Below are 17119 nucleotides of genomic sequence, written 5' to 3'. Positions count from 1 at the left end.
GGCAAATTGCCCGCCTCCGCCTGGATCGATGTGGTCACCACCGCCCACCAGGTCGGCATCCGGTCGAGCTCGACCATGATGTACGGGCATGTCGACAACCCCAGCCACTGGGTCGGGCACCTGCGGGTGCTGCGCGGTATCCAGGACGAGACCGGCGGTTTCACCGAATTCGTCCTGCTCCCGTTCGTGCACCAGAGCGCCCCGCTCTACCTGGCCGGCGCCTCCCGACCGGGTCCCACCAACCGCGACAACCGCGCCGCACACGCCCTGGCCCGGATCATGCTGCACGGCCGGATCGACAACATCCAGACCAGCTGGGTGAAACTCGGCACCACGGGCACCCGGGTGATGCTGCGCAGCGGCGCCAACGACCTCGGCGGTACCCTCATGGAGGAGACCATCTCCCGGATGGCGGGTTCGCAGCACGGGTCGGCGAAGACGGTGGCCGAACTCACCGAGATCGCCGAGGGTATCGGCCGGCCGGTCCGGGAACGCACCACCATCTACGGTGTTCCACCCCGGCGGAGCGCGGCAGCCCCAGGCCTGGAACTCGTCTAGGCGCGTGGCCTTGGTGAAGGCGGGCGGCGACCGAGCGCAGTAATGGAGTACCGGAGCCACGAAGCTCCGACCAGGCGACGCCGGAGCCGGCGTCGAGTATTAGGGCAGGCTCACCGGGCGTAGCCTGTGGGGCGCCAGGGATACTTGTGTGCGGGCGCAGTTACCCGGAGAAGGAAGACTTAGGAGCGGGAGTGACGTACATCATCGCCGAACCGTGCGTTGACGTGAAGGACAAGGCATGCATCGAAGAATGCCCTGTGGACTGCATCTACGAGGGCGGTCGCATGCTCTACATCCATCCCGACGAATGCGTTGACTGTGGTGCGTGTGAGCCGGTCTGCCCGGTGGAGGCGATCTTCTACGAGGACGACACGCCCGATCAGTGGAGCGGGTACGTCAATGCCAACGTCGACTTCTTCGACGAACTGGGGTCGCCGGGCGGTGCCACCAAGCTGGGCAAGGTCGATTCCGATCCGGCGTTCATCAAAGAGCTGCCGCCGATGGCGGCCGAGTAGAGCATTCGCACGATGAGCACCGAGGTAACCGAACGTCGCCGGGTGAGTGCGGCCCTGCCCGATTTCCCGTGGGACACCATCGCCGAGGTGAAGGCGCGGGCGGCCGCACATCCGGGCGGACTCGTCGATCTGTCGGTGGGTACGCCCGTCGATCCGGTCGATCCGCTGATCCGCGCGGCGCTGAGTTCGGTCGCCGAGGTGCCCGGTTACCCGACCACGCACGGCACGCCGGAGTTGCGTGCCGCCGCGGTGGCCGCGCTGACCCGGCGTTTCGGTATCACCGGGGTGCCCGAGGCGGCGGTGCTGCCGGTGATCGGCACCAAGGAGCTGATCGCGGGGTTGCCGCGGCTGCTCGGGCTGGGGCCCGCGGACCTGGTGGTGATCCCCGAGGTCGCCTATCCGACGTACGAGGTGGGCGGACTGCTCGCCGGGACCCGGATTCTGCGCGCCGACGGACTCACCCGGCTGGGCCCGGAGACTCCGGCGCTCATCTATCTCAACTCACCGTCCAACCCGACCGGCAAGGTGCTGGGTGTGGAGCATCTGCGGAAGGTGGTCGCCTTCGCGCGGGAGCGCGGGGTGATCGTCGCGTCCGACGAGTGCTACCTGGGGCTGTCTTGGGAAGGACCCGCCGTGTCGATTCTCGACCCGCGAGTCTGCGACGGAGATCACACCGGTTTGCTGGCGGTGCATTCGCTGTCGAAGACGTCGAATCTGGCAAGTTACCGGGCCGGATTCGTGGCCGGTGATCCGGAGCTGGTGGCCGAGTTGCTGGAGGTGCGCAAGCATTCCGGCATGATGGTGCCCTTCCCGATCCAGGCGGCGATGGCGGCGGCGCTGGACGACGACGCGCACGAATCGGTGCAGCGGCAGCGGTATCGGGCCCGCCGCGAGATCCTGCGATCGGCGCTGCTGGATGCCGGGTTCCGGATCGACCATTCCGAGGCCGGGCTGTATCTGTGGTCCACTCGCGGTGAGCCGTGCCGGACCACGCTCGAGTGGCTGGCCGAGCGCGGCATCCTGGCGGCTCCGGGCGAGTTCTACGGTCCCGCGGGCGCCGAGCACGTGCGAATCGCATTGACCGCGACCGACGAGCGGATCGAAACGGCCGCACAGCGGCTGCGCGGCTGAGCACGCTCTGCCGCCGCTGTGCGGCAGTGCGGTAACGACTCCGCAGAGATCCGCGCGTCGAGTTCGGGCAGGGCCGGGCGGGCGGCGCTAGCCTGGGGTATGGACGCTGTCACAGTTGTCCCCACCCCCGGTAACGAGCCGGTGCACACCTACGCGCCCGGTAGCCCCGAGCGGGAACGGCTGCTCGGCAGGCTCGCCGATTTCTCCGACAGCACCACCGAGATCCCCCTGGTCATCGGTGGTAAGCATCGTCCGGGGATCGGCACGCGACGGGAGATCGTCGCACCGCATCGACACCGGCAGGTACTCGGGACCTATACCGACACCACACACACCGAAGCCGCCGCGGCGATCGACGCGGCGACCGCGGCCGCCCCCGGATGGCGTGCGCTGCCGTTCGACGAACGTGCCGCGGTGCTGTTGCGGGCCGCGGACCTGCTGGCCGGACCGTGGCGGGAAACGCTCGCCGCCGCGACCATGCTGGGCCAGTCGAAATCGGTGGCGCAGGCCGAGATCGACGCCCCGTGCGAGCTGGTCGACTTCTGGCGGTTCAATGTCTCCTTCGCCCGGGGCATCCTGGCCCAGCAGCCGCAGTCGAGTGCGGGGGTGTGGAACCGGCTCGACTACCGCCCGCTGGAAGGCTTTGTCTACGCGATCACCCCGTTCAATTTCACCGCGATCGCCGGCAATCTGCCGACCGCGCCGGCGCTCATGGGCAATACGGTGGTGTGGAAACCCTCGCCCACCCAGACGCTGGCCGCCTATTACACGATGAAACTGCTGGAGGCGGCCGGGCTGCCGCCCGGTGTCATCAATATGGTCACCGGTGACGGGCGGGAACTCTCCGAGGTCGCCCTGGCCGATCCCCGGCTGGCCGGTATTCATTTCACCGGGTCGGGCGCCACTTTCCAATATCTGTGGAGCCGGGTGGGCGCCAATATCGGGCGCTATCACGGATATCCACGGATCGTGGGGGAGACCGGGGGCAAGGATTTCATCGTCGCGCATCCGTCGGCGGATCCTGCCGCCTTGCGTACGGCGCTGATCCGCGGCGCCTACGAGTATCAGGGCCAGAAATGTTCGGCCGCCTCGCGTGCTTATCTGCCGCGCTCGCTGTGGCGGGAGATGGGTGACGATTTCCTCGGTATCGCCGAGAGCCTGAGCTACGGCGATATCGCGGATCTGTCGAACTTCGGTGGCGCGGTGATCGACCGGCGGGCCTACGACAAGAGCGTGCGGGCGATCGAGCGGGCGCGGTCCGCCGGAGTGGACCTGCCGGTGGGCGGGACCTACGACGACAGCGAAGGCTGGTTCGTCCGGCCGACCGTGCTGCTCGCCGAGGATCCACGCGACGAATCGTTCGCCACCGAATACTTCGGCCCGATCCTGTCGGTGTACGTGTACGACGATTCCCAGCCCGACGCCTACCGGACGATCTTGGCCGAGGTGGAATCCACTGCCCCGTACGCCCTGACCGGCGCGGTCTTCGCGCAGGACCGGCATGCCGTGGAAGAGGCCGCCCAGCTGTTGCGGTTCGCGGCCGGCAACTTCTATGTCAACGACAAACCCACCGGCGCGGTCGTGGGGCAGCAGCCTTTCGGCGGGGCCCGGGCCTCGGGCACCGACGACAAGGCGGGGTCCCCGCTGAACCTGCTGCGCTGGGTGGCCCCGCGCACCCTGAAGGAAACCTTCGTCCCGCACACCGATCACCGCTATCCGCACATGGAGCAGGGATGAACGGCTCACTCCGCCCCGCCGCGTGGCGCGGGACCCCGCGCTGTCCCCGCGGGGAGTCCCGGTGAATCCGCTGCGTCTGGCGATCCTCGCCGTCGCCGGGTCGGACCGGGTGAAACGAACCCTCACCACGAGCCCTGCCACCGCGGCGATGGTCCAGCGCTTCGTACCCGGGGAAGCACGGCCGGATCTGATCGCCGCGGCCCGCGCGCTGTTGATGAGTGGGCGAGCGGTGAGCGTCGACTACCTGGGGGAGAACACCACCGACCGCGCGCAGGCCGATGTGGCGGTCGCCGAATATCTGGCCTTGATCAACGATCTGGCGGCCCTGCCCACCACCGAGGTGCCCGCCGGCGCCGCACCGCTGGAGGTGTCGGTCAAATTGTCCGCGCTCGGGCAGGCACTGGGTGCCGACGGCCCGGCGATCGCCACCGAGAACCTGCGCACCGTGTGCACCAAGGCGGCCGAGGCCGGGGTATGGGTGACCGTGGACGCCGAAGACCACACCACCACCGCCGCCACCCTCGCCACCACCGGGCAGGTCCGCCCGGATTTCCCCTGGCTGGGCACGGTGATCCAGGCCTACCTGTACCGCAGCGAGGACGATTGCCGCGACCTCGCCGACGCGGGCGCCCGGGTGCGCCTGTGCAAGGGCGCCTACCGTGAACCGGAAACCGTCGCCTATCAGCGACGTGTCGATGTGGACCGCGCCTATCTGCGCTGCCTGCGAATTCTCATGCGCGGCGCGGGCCGTCCCCTGGTGGCCTCCCACGATCCGGTGGTCCTCGCGGCGGCGGCCGACCTCGCGACGATCACCGGCCGTCGCCCCGGCCGGCTGGAATACCAGATGCTGTACGGCATCCGCACCGACGAGCAACTCCACCTCGCCGACCGCGGCGATTTCGTCCGGGTGTACCTGCCCTACGGGCACCAGTGGTACGGATACCTCATGCGCCGGCTCGCGGAACGGCCCGCCAACCTGGCGTTCTTCCTCCGCGCCCTGGCCGGGCGGTAACTCAGACCAGGGGTTTGCCCTTGCGGATACGGCGGCGCATATCCCATAGGTAGTAGTTCATCGGGAACTGGCGTAGGACGCGGGGCTGGATCTTCAAGCCCACGCCGATGAGCTTCATCGTGCGGTCGAACCAGCGCTGGTTGCCCGCGGTCCAGGTGAGATGCATTTTCTCGCGGATCTGCGGCGGCAGGCAGCCGGTGACGACGAACCGGTGGAACCGTGCCGACACCCACTGGATCGGGGGCGCCACCATTTTCAGGTCGATGAGGTCGTTGAAGTAGGCGCGGGTGGTGTCGTCGATTTCCAGGGCGTCGAGGTTGTCTTCCCAGAACTGCCAGAACGCGGCGCGGTTTGCCGGCCACATCTCCGGTCGGACCTGCAGGGTGGTGCCGAGCCGGATGCTGTGGGCGTAGAAGGTGTCGGCGGTCGCCTCGTCCATCGGGCCCCGGACCTTCTCCAGCAGGTCGACGAAACCGAAATACAGGCAGGCGGCGACCCACAGCTGGAGTTTCGGATCGAAGGCGTTGTACTTCACCGGGCTGCTGGGTTTGGTGCGGATATGGCGATGGGAGGTGTTGACCGCGAGCCGGTAGGCGTTGCGTTCTTCGTCGGTGCCCAGCATGGCGACGGCGAGGTAGGTGAGGGTGGTGCGGAGCCGTTTGAACGGATGCTCCATGACATTGCCGCTCTTGACGTCGCTCTCCATCACGCCGTAGGCGACCGGCCGCAGACCCAGCTGCATGATGACGTTCGCGGTGCCGCCCAGGAACGCGGTGACTCCGACGATGTGATCGTTCATATCGAAGTCGGGTGCGTCCAGCCGCTGGGGTTCGGGATCGTTCATCGGAGCGGGCCGGGGAGCGGTCATCGGTGACCTCTTTCCTATGAGAAGATTATATGATAACCATCTCATTCTCTCGATGTTGCGTCAACCGCCCCCGTGATTGTGCGATGCTTACCGTGTCATTGCATCGCCGAGCGCGGGAAGGTGCCGAGATGGGTGCGCTGGCTCAATTGTTGCCTCTGGTGCGAACACCGCGCCGGGATCAAGATCAATCCGTGCTGTCCGCGGCGTTGCAGGCTTTTCTCGACTTCGGGATCAAGCGCACGAGCATGGTGGAGGTCGCCCGGCGCGGCGGCCTCTCCCTGGCCACACTGTACCGGCGGTTCTCCAGCAAATCGGACTTGATCCAGGCGGTCGGATTGGCGCAGACCCGCGATTTCATCGAGGGTGTCGACGCCGCGGTGCAGCAGCAGATCGAGCGCGACGCCGGCGCCGAAGACCAGATCGTGGAACTGTTCGTCGCGTTCCTGGCCGGTCTGCGCGGTAATGAGCTGCTGGACCGGCTGCTGAACACCGAACCGGAGATCGTGCTGCCCTACCTGACCACCCGGGGCGCCCCGGTGATCGAATTGGGCCGCGATTACGTCGCCGAATTCATCACCCGCCTCCAGGGCGAGAACAAGCTCCCGGAATACGATCCGCTGCCGCTGGCCGAAATGATCGCGCGGACCGCGCTGTCGCTGGCGCTGACACCGCAAACGGTTATCCCTCTGGATGACGATATCGCGGTGCGCAGATACGCGCGTGATCATGTGGCGGTCTCGTTCCGGGTGCCGGGCCAGGTCGCCGAATCCTGATTTCGAACAGGCTCGTTTTCATATCCGTCAATTCGAATCAGACGAGTTTCAGTCCGAACCGGCGGCGGATCCGGAAATCGACCAGGTAGGCCTGGATCGGGAAGCTGCGCAGCGGTGCCGGTATCGTCGCCGACACCCGGCCCAGTCCGCGGAGCATGCGCCCGAACCGGCGCTCGTCGCCGGCCGACCAGGCCATACCCATCTCCGCGCGCAGATGCGGCGGTAGGAGGCCCGCGGTGACCCATCGGTTGAAGCGGCCGCCGAGGAATTGGGCCGGGCGGGGGAACATCTGCAGATCGACGATCTCGTTCAGCATGTCCCGGACCGGTGGGTCGATCCTGGTCGCGGCCAGGTTTTCGGTCCAATAGCGGTCGAAGGCCGCCGGGTTCGCCGGCCAGGACTCCGGCGGCACCTGCAGGGTGGTGCCCAATCGTGCGGAATGGCGATAGATCGTCTCTTCGAGTTCGGCGTCCGCCCGGCCGTGCATACGTTCCCGGATATCGCGTGCGCCCCAATACAGGCAGGCGGCCACCCACAATTGCAGATCGCGGTCGAATGCGTTGTACCGCACCGGGCTCTGCGCGGTCGAGCGCACCCGGCGATGCGAGGTATCGACGGCTGCCCGATAAGCGGCCCGCTCGGCGGGGCTGCCGAGCAGCGCGACCGCCAGATAGGTGAGTGTGGTGCGCGTGCGTTTCACCGGATGCAATGTCAGCTTCCCGCTGTCGACCGGGCTTTCCAGAACTCCGTAACCGACTCCGGGGACGGCGAGCTGCATGATGACATTCGCGGCGGCCCCGAGTATCGCGGCGCCGTCGATATAGGGCCGGAAGTCGAATTCCTCGTCCTGCACCGACTCGGCCGGTCCATCGGCGGAGCCGGATACGGGCGGTCCCGCGGCGGGTGTGCTGGTCATGGAAGCCACCGTTTCGAGGCTCGAGAAAACTGACGATTCACCTTCTCGCCGCTGCCCATATGTGTCAAGCGAGGCCGGAAACAATTCGATCTTATGAGATTCGGAGCCCGCCCGTGCTATGCGTGATTTGAATCGATGAAGTTTCACCAATGGGTGTGGAATTCCCGCGAAACGAATACGCGCACCTCCTACCGGCGCATTTGCCGGGATTTTCCGGGCAGGTGCCATACCGCCGGCCGAGGCCGGGGCAGTAGTTTGGGCGCATGTCCTACGGCCACCGCCTGCTCAGCTCCCTCGACCCCCTCGCCGTCGCCGCGGGCGCCGATATCCCGGACGCCGTGACCATCGACGGTGTGACGTTGTCCCGCAGCGATCTGCTCGGGGCTGCCACCTCGGTGGCCGAACGTATCGCCCGCGCCGAACGCGTCGCCGTGCTGGCCCGGCCGACCGCGACGACCGTGCTCGCCGTGGTGGGATGCCTGATCGCCGGAGTCACCGTGGTGCCGATACCGCCCGACTCCGGAACGGCCGAACTCGATCATATGCTCGCCGATTCCGGCGCCCGGGCATGGCTCGGCGAAGCGCCGGAGGGCACCTCCCTGCCGGTGGTCCCGGTGCGGCGGCACGCTCGCTCCTGGCACACCTATCCCGAGCCCGACCCGGGCGCACCGGCTTTCGTGCTCTACACCTCCGGCACCACCGGCGCCCCCAAAGGTGTGGTGTCGAGTCGCCGGGCCATCGCGGCCGGACTCGACGCGCTCGCCGACGCCTGGGCCTGGACCGCCGCCGATGTGCTGGTCCACGGCCTGCCGCTGTTCCATGTGCACGGGTTGATCCTGGGCCTGCTGGGGCCGCTGCGGGTCGGTAGTCCGCTCGTGCACACCGGGAAGCCGACTCCGGCGAACTACGCGGCGGCCCCGGGCACGATGTACTTCGGCGTACCGACGGTCTGGTCCCGGATCGCCGAGGATCCGGCCGCGGCCAAGGAGCTGGCCGCCGCCAGACTGTTGATCTCCGGTAGCGCCCCGCTGCCGGTGCCGGTGTTCGAGCGGCTCGCCGAACTCACCGGGCATCGGCCCATCGAACGCTACGGTATGAGCGAAACCATGATCACCCTGTCGGCCCGGGCGGACGGCGAACGGCGGCCCGGTTGGGTGGGCGTACCGGTGCGGGGCGTCGAGACCCGGCTCCGGGACGAGGCGGGACAGCCGGTACCGCACGACGGCTCCGGTCTCGGCGGCCTCCAGGTGCGCGGGCCGATGCTCTTCGACGGCTATCACGGCCGCCCCGAGGCCACCGCCGATTGCTGGACCGCGGACGGGTGGTTCCGCACCGGCGATGTCGCCGCCATCGACGCGGACGGTTTCCATCGGATCGTGGGCCGCGAGTCGGTGGACCTCATCAAATCCGGCGGCTACCGGATCGGCGCAGGGGAGGTGGAAACCTCCCTGCTCGGCCATCCGTCGGTCGCCGAAGTGGCCGTTGTGGGTCTCGCCGACGCGGACCTGGGTCAGCGCATCGTCGCCTTCGTGGTCCCACGCGACGCGGCCCCGGCGGAACAGGAACTCATCGACCACGTGGCCGCGGAACTGTCGGTGCACAAACGGCCCCGGGAGATCCGCTTCGTGGACTCGCTGCCGCGAAACGCCATGGGCAAGGTCCAGAAGAAGCAGTTACATTAGCGTCACCTGCGCCGTCGCGGGTTCAGCTCCACCCGTGGCCGGCGCCGTCCGATGTGTCGATCACCGGGCTCACCCGCCGGGCCATTGACCTGAACTTCGCTCGAGGTTTTACGGTTCGATCATGAACAGCACGCTCACCCGGGACCATATCGACTACCTCGCCGGACAGCGGCTCGGCCGGCTGGCCACTGTGGCGCCGGACGGGGCGCCGCAGAACAATCCGGTCGGCTTCCGCTACAACCCCGAACTCGGCACCATCGATATCGCGGGGTGGAATATGGGCCGGTCCCGGAAGTTCCGGAATCTCGCCCGCAACAACCGGGTGGCATTCGTGGTCGACGATATCGCCTCGGTCCAGCCGTGGCGGGTGCGGTGCCTGGAGATCCGGGGCACCGCCGAAGCCCTGACCGATACGGTCACCTACATCGGGCCGGAGGAGAGCGAACTCATCCGCATCCACCCCGAACGCGTGATCGCCTTCGGGCTCTGAGTGCCGCCGTCGGACCTAATTGTGGGCGTGCAGGGCCTCGTTGAGTTCGATACCGGTCCCGGCGCGCGGCACCACCTCGACGGTTCCGGTGCGCGAGTTGCGGCGGAACAGCAGGTTGGCCTTCCCGCTCAGTTCGGCCGCCTTCACCACGGTGCCGTCCGGGGCGGTGACCTTGGTGCCGGCGGTGAGGTAGAGCCCGGCCTCGACCACGCAGTCGTCGCCGAGCGGAATGCCCAGGCCGGAGTTGGCACCCAGCAGTGAGCGCTCACCGATCGAGATGACGGTGGTGCCGCCGCCGGACAGGGTGCCCATGGTGGAGGCGCCGCCGCCGATATCGGAGCCGTCGCCGACGACCACCCCGGCGGAGATCCGGCCCTCGACCATGGAGGTGCCGAGAGTACCGGCGTTGAAGTTCACGAAGCCCTCATGCATCACGGTGGTGCCGGCGGCGAGGTGCGCGCCCAGCCGGACCCGGTCGGCGTCGCCGATGCGGACGCCGGACGGAACCACGTAGTCGACCATGCGCGGGAATTTGTCGATGCTGTACACCGTGACCGGGCCGCGCGCGCGCAATTTGGCGCGGGTGATCTCGAATCCCTCCACCGCCGCCGGGCCGTGGTTGGTCCACACCACATTGCTGAGCAGGGCGAACTGGCCCGCCAGGCTCACGCCGTGCGGCCGGACCAGGCGATGTGAGAGCAGGTGCAGCCGCAGATAGACATCGTGAGCGTCCACGGGGGCGGCGGAGAGGTCGGCGATGGTGGTGCGCACCGCGACGACATCGACGCCGCGCGCCGGGTCCGGGCCCACCAGTCCGGCGAATTCGGCGGGCGCCGTGGCGAGGCGTTCGGTGCCGGTGTCACCGAACTCACCCAGCTCCGGGCCGGGGAACCAGGTGTCCAGCACGGTCCCGTCCGAGGTGACGTTGGCGATACCGATGGCGGATGCTCCCTGAATGCTCACGACACGGAAGCCTACCCACCGGCGGTGTGTACCGGTGGGGCCCCTCTACGCTCGTACGCTGTGACACTCGACCTGCACGCCGACCCCATCGCCCTCACCGCGGCCCTCGTCGACATCCCGAGCGTTTCCCGGGACGAGGCCGCGATCACGGCCGCCGTGGAAACGGCGCTGCGCACCCAGACCAGCGGTTTCGAGGTGCTGCGCCGCGGCAATGTGGTGCTCGCCCGGACGAACCGGGGACTGCCGACCCGGGTCGTGCTGGCGGGGCATCTGGACACCGTGCCGATCGCGGACAATGTGCCGGGCCGGTTCACCACCGAGAACGGCGCCGAGGTCTTCTACGGTTGCGGTTCGGTGGATATGAAATCGGGCGACGCGGTGTTCCTGCATCTGGCTGCCACCGTCGCCGAACCGGCCCACGACCTGACCCTGATCTTCTACGACTGCGAGGAGATCTCCGCCGAATTCAACGGACTCACCGCCATCGAGCGGGAAGTGCCGGAATGGCTGGACGGTGATCTCGCGATCCTGGGTGAACCCTCCGGCGGCTGGATCGAGGCCGGTTGCCAGGGCACGCTGCGGGTCCGCGTGCGGACCGCCGGGGTGCGTGCGCATTCGGCCCGCTCCTGGCTCGGCGACAATGCGATCCACCGGTTGGCGCCGGTCCTGGCGCGGCTCGCGGAGTACCGGGCCCGGGAGGTCGAGATCGACGGTTGCCGCTACCGAGAGGGGCTGTCCGCGGTCCGCGTCGGCGGCGGGGTCGCGGGGAACGTGGTGCCGGACGAGGCCGAGGTCGAGGTGAATTTCCGGTTCGCCCCGGACCGTTCGGTGGAGCAGGCGATCGACCACGTGCGCGAGGTGTTCGCGGATCTCGAACTCGACCTGGAGGTCACCGACTCGGCCGCCGGCGCGCTGCCCGGCCTCACCGCCCCCGCGGCGTGCGGGCTGGTCGACACGGTGCGGGCGCACGGGTCGGCGGGCGTGCGGGCCAAATACGGGTGGACCGATGTCTCCCGGTTCGCCGCCCGCGGTATCCCCGCCGTGAACTTCGGCCCCGGCGACCCCAACCTCGCGCACAAACGTGACGAGCACGTCCCGTTGGCCCAGATCACCGCGGTCACCGAGATGTTGCGCCGCTACCTCACAGCTTCGTCCTAGCAAGCTCCGGTGAATCGCCGGCCGCTTGCGGAGCCGGCACGGATCGAACCCGGCCGGCCGTCCACGACGGATCCGCGGGGCCGAGGGGGCCTCGACCTCGCGACCGACCGCGCGCCAAATACACTGCGGCCATGTCAACCGACGCCGCCGAATCCGGGATGGCCGGCAAACCGAAGACCCGCTACCGCGGGCCCATCATGTTCCGCCGGGAACGGACCCCGCGGGGCACCACCGCCGACCAGCATCTGCTCGATCAGCGCAGCGACAGCGACTGGGTACATACCGACCCGTGGCGGGTGCTGCGGATACAGGCCGAATTCGTCGAGGGTTTCGGCGCCCTCGCGGAGGTCCCGCGCGCGGTGAGCGTCTTCGGTTCGGCACGCACGGAACCCGGCAACCCGGAGTACCAGGCCGCGCGGGAACTGGGCGGGGCCCTGGCCACCGCCGGTTTCGCGGTCATCACCGGCGGCGGTCCCGGGGTGATGGAAGCGGCCAACCGCGGGGCCTCCGAGGCCGGCGGCTACTCCATCGGATTGGGTATCGAGCTGCCGTTCGAACAGAGCCTCAACGACTGGGTCGATCTAGGGATCAACTTCCGCTACTTCTTCGTGCGCAAGACGATGTTCGTGAAGTACTCCCAGGCCTTCGTCTGTATGCCCGGTGGATACGGCACCCTGGACGAACTGTTCGAGGCGCTCACCCTCGTGCAGACCCGCAAGATCACCCGGTTCCCGATCATCCTGTTCGGCAGCCGGTACTGGGCGCCGCTGGTGGACTGGATACGCGAGTCTCTGGCCGCCGACGGTCGTATCTCCCCGGGCGATATCGATCTGCTGCACGTCACCGACTCGATCGAGGACGTGGTGCGCATCATCCAGGAGTCCGAACCGGGCGCCGCCACCATCGAGAAGGTCGGTACGGAGGACGAATGGTGACTCCGCGGCCCTTCGCGGTATGCGTGTACTGCTCGGCCGGTACCACCGACCCCGATCAGCTCGTATTGGCGGCCCGGGTCGGCACCGAAATAGCCCGGCGCGGATGGCAACTGGTATCCGGCGGCGGGCACGTCTCCATGATGGGTGCGGTGGCCGCCGCCGCCCGCGCCGGCGGCGCCAATACGGTCGGCGTCATACCGAAACACCTGGTCCACCGGGAGGTGGCCGATGTGGACGCCGACGAACTGGTCGTCACCGATACGATGCGCCAGCGCAAACAGGTGATGGAGGATCGCTCCGACGCCTTCCTCACCCTCCCCGGCGGAATCGGCACCCTCGAGGAGTTCTTCGAGACCTGGACCGGCGGCCACCTGGGCCAGCACAACAAGCCGATGGCCATCCTGGACCCCTTCGGGCACTACAGCGGCCTGTTCACCTGGCTCTCCGAACTCCACGACCGAGGCTTCGTCCCGCAGGCGGCCCTCGACCGTGTCACGGTCACCCCCGAGCTCACCGAAGCCTTCGCGGCCCTGAGCAAGGATTCGGATCAGTGAGTTGATTCGGGGCAGGGTGGCCGGGCCGGCTGTTGGCGAACTGGCCCTGAGCGAGCGGTGGCCCTGCCCAGGCGCACCGGATGCGAGGTCCCCCGAATGGTCGAGCGGCATTCGACCCGGACGTTGAGTGCCGACGCAACCCATATGCGTCGAGTTTTACGAGACACCTCAAAGGGTTGAGGCCCGTCTCGCCCCTCGGCCGAAGGTGCTCAACGGCCGCACTCTATGGAAGGCCCACCGCACATCGCATGAGCCGAAGGCTCGAGTCTCGCGGCCGAAACGGCGAGACCAAGGGGGTCTCAACCCAGCGCGCCGAAGGCGCGCAATAAACTGAGTTCATGTTCGAGCCCGTCCGGCCGTTGCCGACACTCTGCGGCCGGACCGTCGCGACGGATCGCGCGCTGGTGATGGCCATTGTGAACCGCACCCCTGATTCCTTCTACGACCGTGGCGCGACCTTCAGCGATTCCGCCGCGCTGGCCGCAGTGGCCCGGGCTGTGGACGAGGGCGCCGATCTGGTCGATATCGGTGGGGTGAAGGCGGGGCCGGGGGAGCATGTGGACGCGGCCGAGGAGTCGCGGCGGGTGGTGCCGTTCGTGGCGGCGATCCGGCAGGCCTATCCCGGCCTGTTGATCAGTGTGGACACTTGGCGGTCGGAGGTGGCGCGGGCCGCGGTGGCGGAGGGGGCGGACCTGATCAATGACACCTGGGCGGGTGCGGATCCGGAGTTGGTGCCGGTGGCGGCCGAAACCGGGGCCGGGATCGTATGCAGTCACACCGGCGGGGCGGTGCCGCGCACCCGGCCGCATCGGGTCCGGTACGCCGATGTGGTGGCGGAGGTGACCGATACCGTAGTGCGGGCGGCGGAGCAGGCCGCGGCGGCGGGGGTGCGCCGGGATTCGATTCTCATCGACCCCACCCATGATTTCGGGAAGAACACCTATCACGGGCTCGCACTGTTGCGGGCAGCGGACGTTCTTGTTAAAAGCGGGTGGCCGGTCTTGATGGCACTGAGCAACAAGGATTTCATCGGAGAGACATTAGGTGTCGGACTTTCCGAACGGCTGGAGGGCACATTGGCGGCAACAGCATGGTCGGCCGCGGCCGGTGCTCGCGTTTTCCGTGTGCACGAGGTCGCCGCGACCCGTCGCGTCGTGGACATGATCGCCGCGATCCAGGGCATCCGGCCCCCCGTGCGAACTCTGCGAGGTCTCGTATGAAATTCCCCCATCACGAGCCCGACTGGGCATCGACCCACACCTGGGATGCCCCCGCCTGGTCGGTGACCGATCTGGCCGCCGCCAAAGCCGGCCGGACCGTCTCGGTGGTGCTGCCCGCGCTGAACGAGGAGAGAACCGTCGCCGAGGTGGTGGCCAGTATCCGTCCGCTGCTGGGTTCCCTGGTGGACGAGCTGGTGGTGCTGGATTCGGGGTCGACCGACGCCACCGCCGACCGCGCTCGCGCGGCCGGCGCGGAAGTGATCACCCGGGAGCAGGCCGTACCCGAGCTGGAGCCTTTCCCTGGTAAGGGTGAGGTGCTGTGGCGTTCACTGGCGGTGACCACCGGTGATCTGGTGGCGTTCGTCGATTCCGATCTGATCGACCCGGACCCGGCTTTTGTGCCGAAGCTGCTCGGCCCGCTGCTCACGACTCCCGACCTGCATCTGGTGAAGGCCTACTACCGGCGGCCGCTACGGCACGGCGGCGGGGTCGACGCACACGGTGGCGGCCGGGTGACCGAGCTCGTGGCCCGGCCCCTGCTGGCCGCGCTGCGGCCGGGACTGACCCAGGTGTTGCAGCCGCTGGGCGGTGAGTACGCCGGGACCCGGGAGTTGCTGACAGCGGTTCCGTTCGCCCCGGGGTACGGCGTGGAGATCGGGTTGCTGCTCGATACCTACGATCGGCTGGGCCTGGGCGCCATCGGGCAGGTCAACCTGGGCGTTCGTACTCATCGCAACCGTCCGCTGGCCGATCTGGGTGTGATGAGCCGGCAGATCCTCGGTACGGTGCTGGGTCGCAGCGGGGTCCCGGATTCGGGGGCCGCGCTGACTCAGTTCCCGTTGATCGGAGATGAGTTCACCCCGCACAGCACCGCGGTGGGTCTGGTCGATCGGCCGCCGATGAACACCATCCGGCCGGACGTCGCGGCCGCGTGAGCGAACGGGCCCGCCCCGCGGCGCCCGCCGGCGTCAGAGTTTCGGGCCCGGCTTTTCCGCCGGTGGTTGGTCTCCGGCTTCCGGGGGCGGCTCGGCTCCGGGCTTCTTCGCCGTGCTGCCGAGTTCTTCGGTTTCCGGGAGCGGTTCGGCTCCGGCCTCCTTCGCTGTCCGGCCGGAAGCTCCGGGTTCGGCGCCGCCGGTGCCGGGCGCGGATTCCGCGGTGGCCGGAATTTCGGGTCCGGTGCCGGTCGACGTGGGCGGTGTGACGACGGCTGCCGCGGGACGGCCGGCGTCGTCCGCCGGTTCCGGTGTGACCCCTGTTCCGCCGGTTTCCGGTCGGTCTTCGCCGGGCTCTTCGGCCGTCTCCTCTTCGGTGGGTTCCTCTTCGGCCGCTTCCTGTTCGGCGGGTTCCTGTTCGTTTTCGAGCCGTGCGCGGAGTTCGGCGACTGTCACGTAGTCGCTTTCGGCGGAATGTGGGGCGCGCAGCCACAGGACGAGAGTGATCAGCAAGCCCACCGCGACCAGGGCCACCGCCAGGATGATCAACGCGTTCACCTGCGCCTCCACGGATTATCTTTTCGGAGCCGACAATCGCCACGGTGCACCGCATGGGTACCGAGTAATGCTATGGCTATCGAATCGTCGGGCCCGGGTAACCGGTCGCGGTAATAGAAATCGGCCTACTGCGCACCACAGTAGCAATTCTTCGACCAGCTAATATTCGCTGTCGCTATCGGTGTTTCGGCGTGTCGGCGGTATCGGCCGCCGGCCATTCGCGGTCGGCGCGGTGTTGCGGTCAGCGCCGCTGGCGTACCGCCTGGGGGCGGGAATCCACCGGTTCGTGGAGATAGACGGGGGTGAGCAGATCGGCGTCCACGGGTTCGCCGGTGGTGCGCTCGTAACGAACGCCGACCAGTACGGAGAAGCGGCGGTTGGCGGCTCGTTCGTGCAGGGTCGCCAGCCGGGTGGCCAGCAGCCGTACCGCGCCGAGCGAACCCGGTGGGTGCAGGCCGTCGAGAACCAGGATCGAACCGCGGCCGTCCGGGCGCGGTAGCCGTGCGAGATACGCGATATCGTGCGGTTCCGGGCTGGCCGGCCGGTAGATACGCCGGGCGGCGCGATCCTCGATCCCGCGGCGGCCGTCCCCGGGGCGCGCCACGGCGCGGCGCAGGCGGGGGTCGGCGGCGATGAGATGCCGCAGGCTCGGCGACAGTTCCGGGCCGCCGATCACGATGAGGCCGTCCCGGAGCAGGTCGATCGGGCGTCCCGGGGGGAAGGGTTCGATGGTGACCGTGAAGCCGAGTTCCCGTAGCTGTTCGGCCAGCCGGGGCGCCGCTGCCGGGTCCGGGGCGCCGATCAGCCTGCCCGCGCGGGTATCCGGGACCAGCAGGGTCAGCGGCCCGTGGCCGAAGAACAACCCTTCGGGCGCCGGGCCCTGAGTGCTCACCTGATGGATTCGGGCGCGGGAAAGGCCCGCTGCGGCACCGATTCTCGCGAAAGTCCACCCCTCGGCGTGTAACTCGCGGATCACCGCGCGCCGAATCCGGGTGAGTTCGTTGATGGTCTGCTGAGCCGCTGCGACACCTTCGGTGGCGGCCTTGAGTCGCTCGACTTTGTCTTCGATCGCGAATATTCGCGCCACGTCATCGGCCGACATGTGCGAAGTCTAGAC

Annotated in this window: 17 protein-coding genes and 1 pseudogene; 13 read left to right on the top strand and 5 right to left on the bottom strand. The window is 68.3% G+C overall.

Annotated elements, in window-relative coordinates; translation table 11 throughout:
* The 5 genes and pseudogenes from fbiC to AB0H42_RS21570 all read left to right on the top strand — a co-directional run.
* Nucleotides 1–558 (top strand): annotated as a pseudogene (fbiC, locus tag AB0H42_RS21590) (7,8-didemethyl-8-hydroxy-5-deazariboflavin synthase); the annotation flags it as partial.
* 191 nt (nucleotides 559–749) lie between these two features.
* A complete protein-coding gene (fdxA, locus tag AB0H42_RS21585; protein ID WP_357058335.1) occupies nucleotides 750–1073 on the top strand; it encodes a ferredoxin in 324 nt (107 codons plus the stop codon).
* 12 nt (nucleotides 1074–1085) lie between these two features.
* Nucleotides 1086–2204, top strand: a complete 1119-nt coding sequence (gene dapC, locus AB0H42_RS21580; RefSeq protein ID WP_357058333.1) for a succinyldiaminopimelate transaminase — start codon at nucleotides 1086–1088, stop codon at nucleotides 2202–2204.
* A gap of 99 nt (nucleotides 2205–2303) precedes the next feature.
* A complete protein-coding gene (gene pruA, locus AB0H42_RS21575) occupies nucleotides 2304–3941 on the top strand; it encodes an L-glutamate gamma-semialdehyde dehydrogenase (protein WP_357058331.1) in 1638 nt (545 codons plus the stop codon).
* 61 nt (nucleotides 3942–4002) lie between these two features.
* Nucleotides 4003–4953, top strand: a complete 951-nt coding sequence (locus AB0H42_RS21570) for a proline dehydrogenase family protein (protein WP_357058329.1) — start codon at nucleotides 4003–4005, stop codon at nucleotides 4951–4953.
* 1 nt (nucleotide 4954) lies between these two features.
* On the opposite strand, the gene AB0H42_RS21565 is transcribed toward AB0H42_RS21570, so the two are convergent.
* Entirely contained in the window at nucleotides 4955–5821 is an 867-nt protein-coding gene (locus tag AB0H42_RS21565; protein ID WP_357058327.1) for an oxygenase MpaB family protein, read from the bottom strand.
* A gap of 128 nt (nucleotides 5822–5949) precedes the next feature.
* On the opposite strand from AB0H42_RS21565, the gene AB0H42_RS21560 reads away from it, so the two are divergent.
* Complete coding sequence (locus tag AB0H42_RS21560) at nucleotides 5950–6594, top strand: TetR/AcrR family transcriptional regulator (RefSeq protein ID WP_357058325.1); 645 nt, start codon at nucleotides 5950–5952, stop codon at nucleotides 6592–6594.
* 37 nt (nucleotides 6595–6631) lie between these two features.
* On the opposite strand, the gene AB0H42_RS21555 is transcribed toward AB0H42_RS21560, so the two are convergent.
* Entirely contained in the window at nucleotides 6632–7510 is an 879-nt protein-coding gene (locus AB0H42_RS21555; RefSeq protein ID WP_357058323.1) for an oxygenase MpaB family protein, read from the bottom strand.
* A 263-nt stretch (nucleotides 7511–7773) separates the two neighbouring features.
* On the opposite strand from AB0H42_RS21555, the gene AB0H42_RS21550 reads away from it, so the two are divergent.
* Together AB0H42_RS21550 and AB0H42_RS21545 are read left to right on the top strand one after the other, a co-directional pair.
* Nucleotides 7774–9192 (top strand): acyl-CoA synthetase, encoded by a 1419-nt coding sequence (locus AB0H42_RS21550; RefSeq protein ID WP_357058321.1) that lies wholly within the window; start codon nucleotides 7774–7776, stop codon nucleotides 9190–9192.
* A 121-nt stretch (nucleotides 9193–9313) separates the two neighbouring features.
* A complete protein-coding gene (locus AB0H42_RS21545; protein WP_357058319.1) occupies nucleotides 9314–9682 on the top strand; it encodes a PPOX class F420-dependent oxidoreductase in 369 nt (122 codons plus the stop codon).
* A 15-nt stretch (nucleotides 9683–9697) separates the two neighbouring features.
* Here the strand turns inward: AB0H42_RS21545 and dapD are convergent, their stop codons facing one another.
* On the bottom strand, nucleotides 9698–10645 hold the full coding sequence (gene dapD, locus AB0H42_RS21540) for a 2,3,4,5-tetrahydropyridine-2,6-dicarboxylate N-succinyltransferase (protein WP_357058318.1): 948 nt from the start codon (nucleotides 10643–10645) through the stop codon (nucleotides 9698–9700).
* 60 nt (nucleotides 10646–10705) lie between these two features.
* On the opposite strand from dapD, the gene dapE reads away from it, so the two are divergent.
* From dapE to AB0H42_RS21515, 5 genes are all read left to right on the top strand, one after another.
* On the top strand, nucleotides 10706–11803 hold the full coding sequence (gene dapE, locus AB0H42_RS21535) for a succinyl-diaminopimelate desuccinylase (RefSeq protein ID WP_357058316.1): 1098 nt from the start codon (nucleotides 10706–10708) through the stop codon (nucleotides 11801–11803).
* Nucleotides 11804–11934: 131 nt separating this feature from the next.
* Nucleotides 11935–12738: a TIGR00730 family Rossman fold protein gene (locus AB0H42_RS21530; protein ID WP_357058314.1), complete on the top strand. Its 804-nt coding sequence runs from the start codon at nucleotides 11935–11937 to the stop codon at nucleotides 12736–12738.
* Nucleotides 12732–13292, top strand: a complete 561-nt coding sequence (locus AB0H42_RS21525) for a TIGR00730 family Rossman fold protein (RefSeq protein WP_357058312.1) — start codon at nucleotides 12732–12734, stop codon at nucleotides 13290–13292. The genes AB0H42_RS21530 and AB0H42_RS21525 overlap by 7 nt, the downstream gene beginning before the upstream one ends.
* A 338-nt stretch (nucleotides 13293–13630) precedes the next feature.
* Nucleotides 13631–14512, top strand: coding sequence for a dihydropteroate synthase (gene folP, locus AB0H42_RS21520; RefSeq protein ID WP_357058311.1), 882 nt, complete (start codon nucleotides 13631–13633; stop codon nucleotides 14510–14512).
* Entirely contained in the window at nucleotides 14509–15447 is a 939-nt protein-coding gene (locus AB0H42_RS21515; RefSeq protein WP_357058309.1) for a glucosyl-3-phosphoglycerate synthase, read from the top strand. Before folP ends, AB0H42_RS21515 begins: the two co-directional genes overlap by 4 nt.
* 33 nt (nucleotides 15448–15480) lie before the next feature.
* Here the strand turns inward: AB0H42_RS21515 and AB0H42_RS21510 are convergent, their stop codons facing one another.
* Together AB0H42_RS21510 and AB0H42_RS21505 are read right to left on the bottom strand one after the other, a co-directional pair.
* A complete protein-coding gene (locus AB0H42_RS21510) occupies nucleotides 15481–16002 on the bottom strand; it encodes a hypothetical protein (RefSeq protein WP_357058307.1) in 522 nt (173 codons plus the stop codon).
* A 241-nt stretch (nucleotides 16003–16243) separates the two neighbouring features.
* Nucleotides 16244–17104 carry a hypothetical protein gene (locus AB0H42_RS21505; RefSeq protein ID WP_357058305.1) on the bottom strand — a complete coding sequence of 287 codons (861 nt, stop codon included), beginning with the start codon at nucleotides 17102–17104 and terminating at the stop codon, nucleotides 16244–16246.
* Between the last annotated feature and the right edge of the window lie 15 nt (nucleotides 17105–17119).

The sequence above is a fragment of the Nocardia sp. NPDC050799 genome, assembly GCF_040654015.1.
Lineage (GTDB): Bacteria > Actinomycetota > Actinomycetes > Mycobacteriales > Mycobacteriaceae > Nocardia.
Note: the sequence above shows the minus strand (reverse complement) of the source record. Positions and strands in the feature narration are given on the sequence as shown.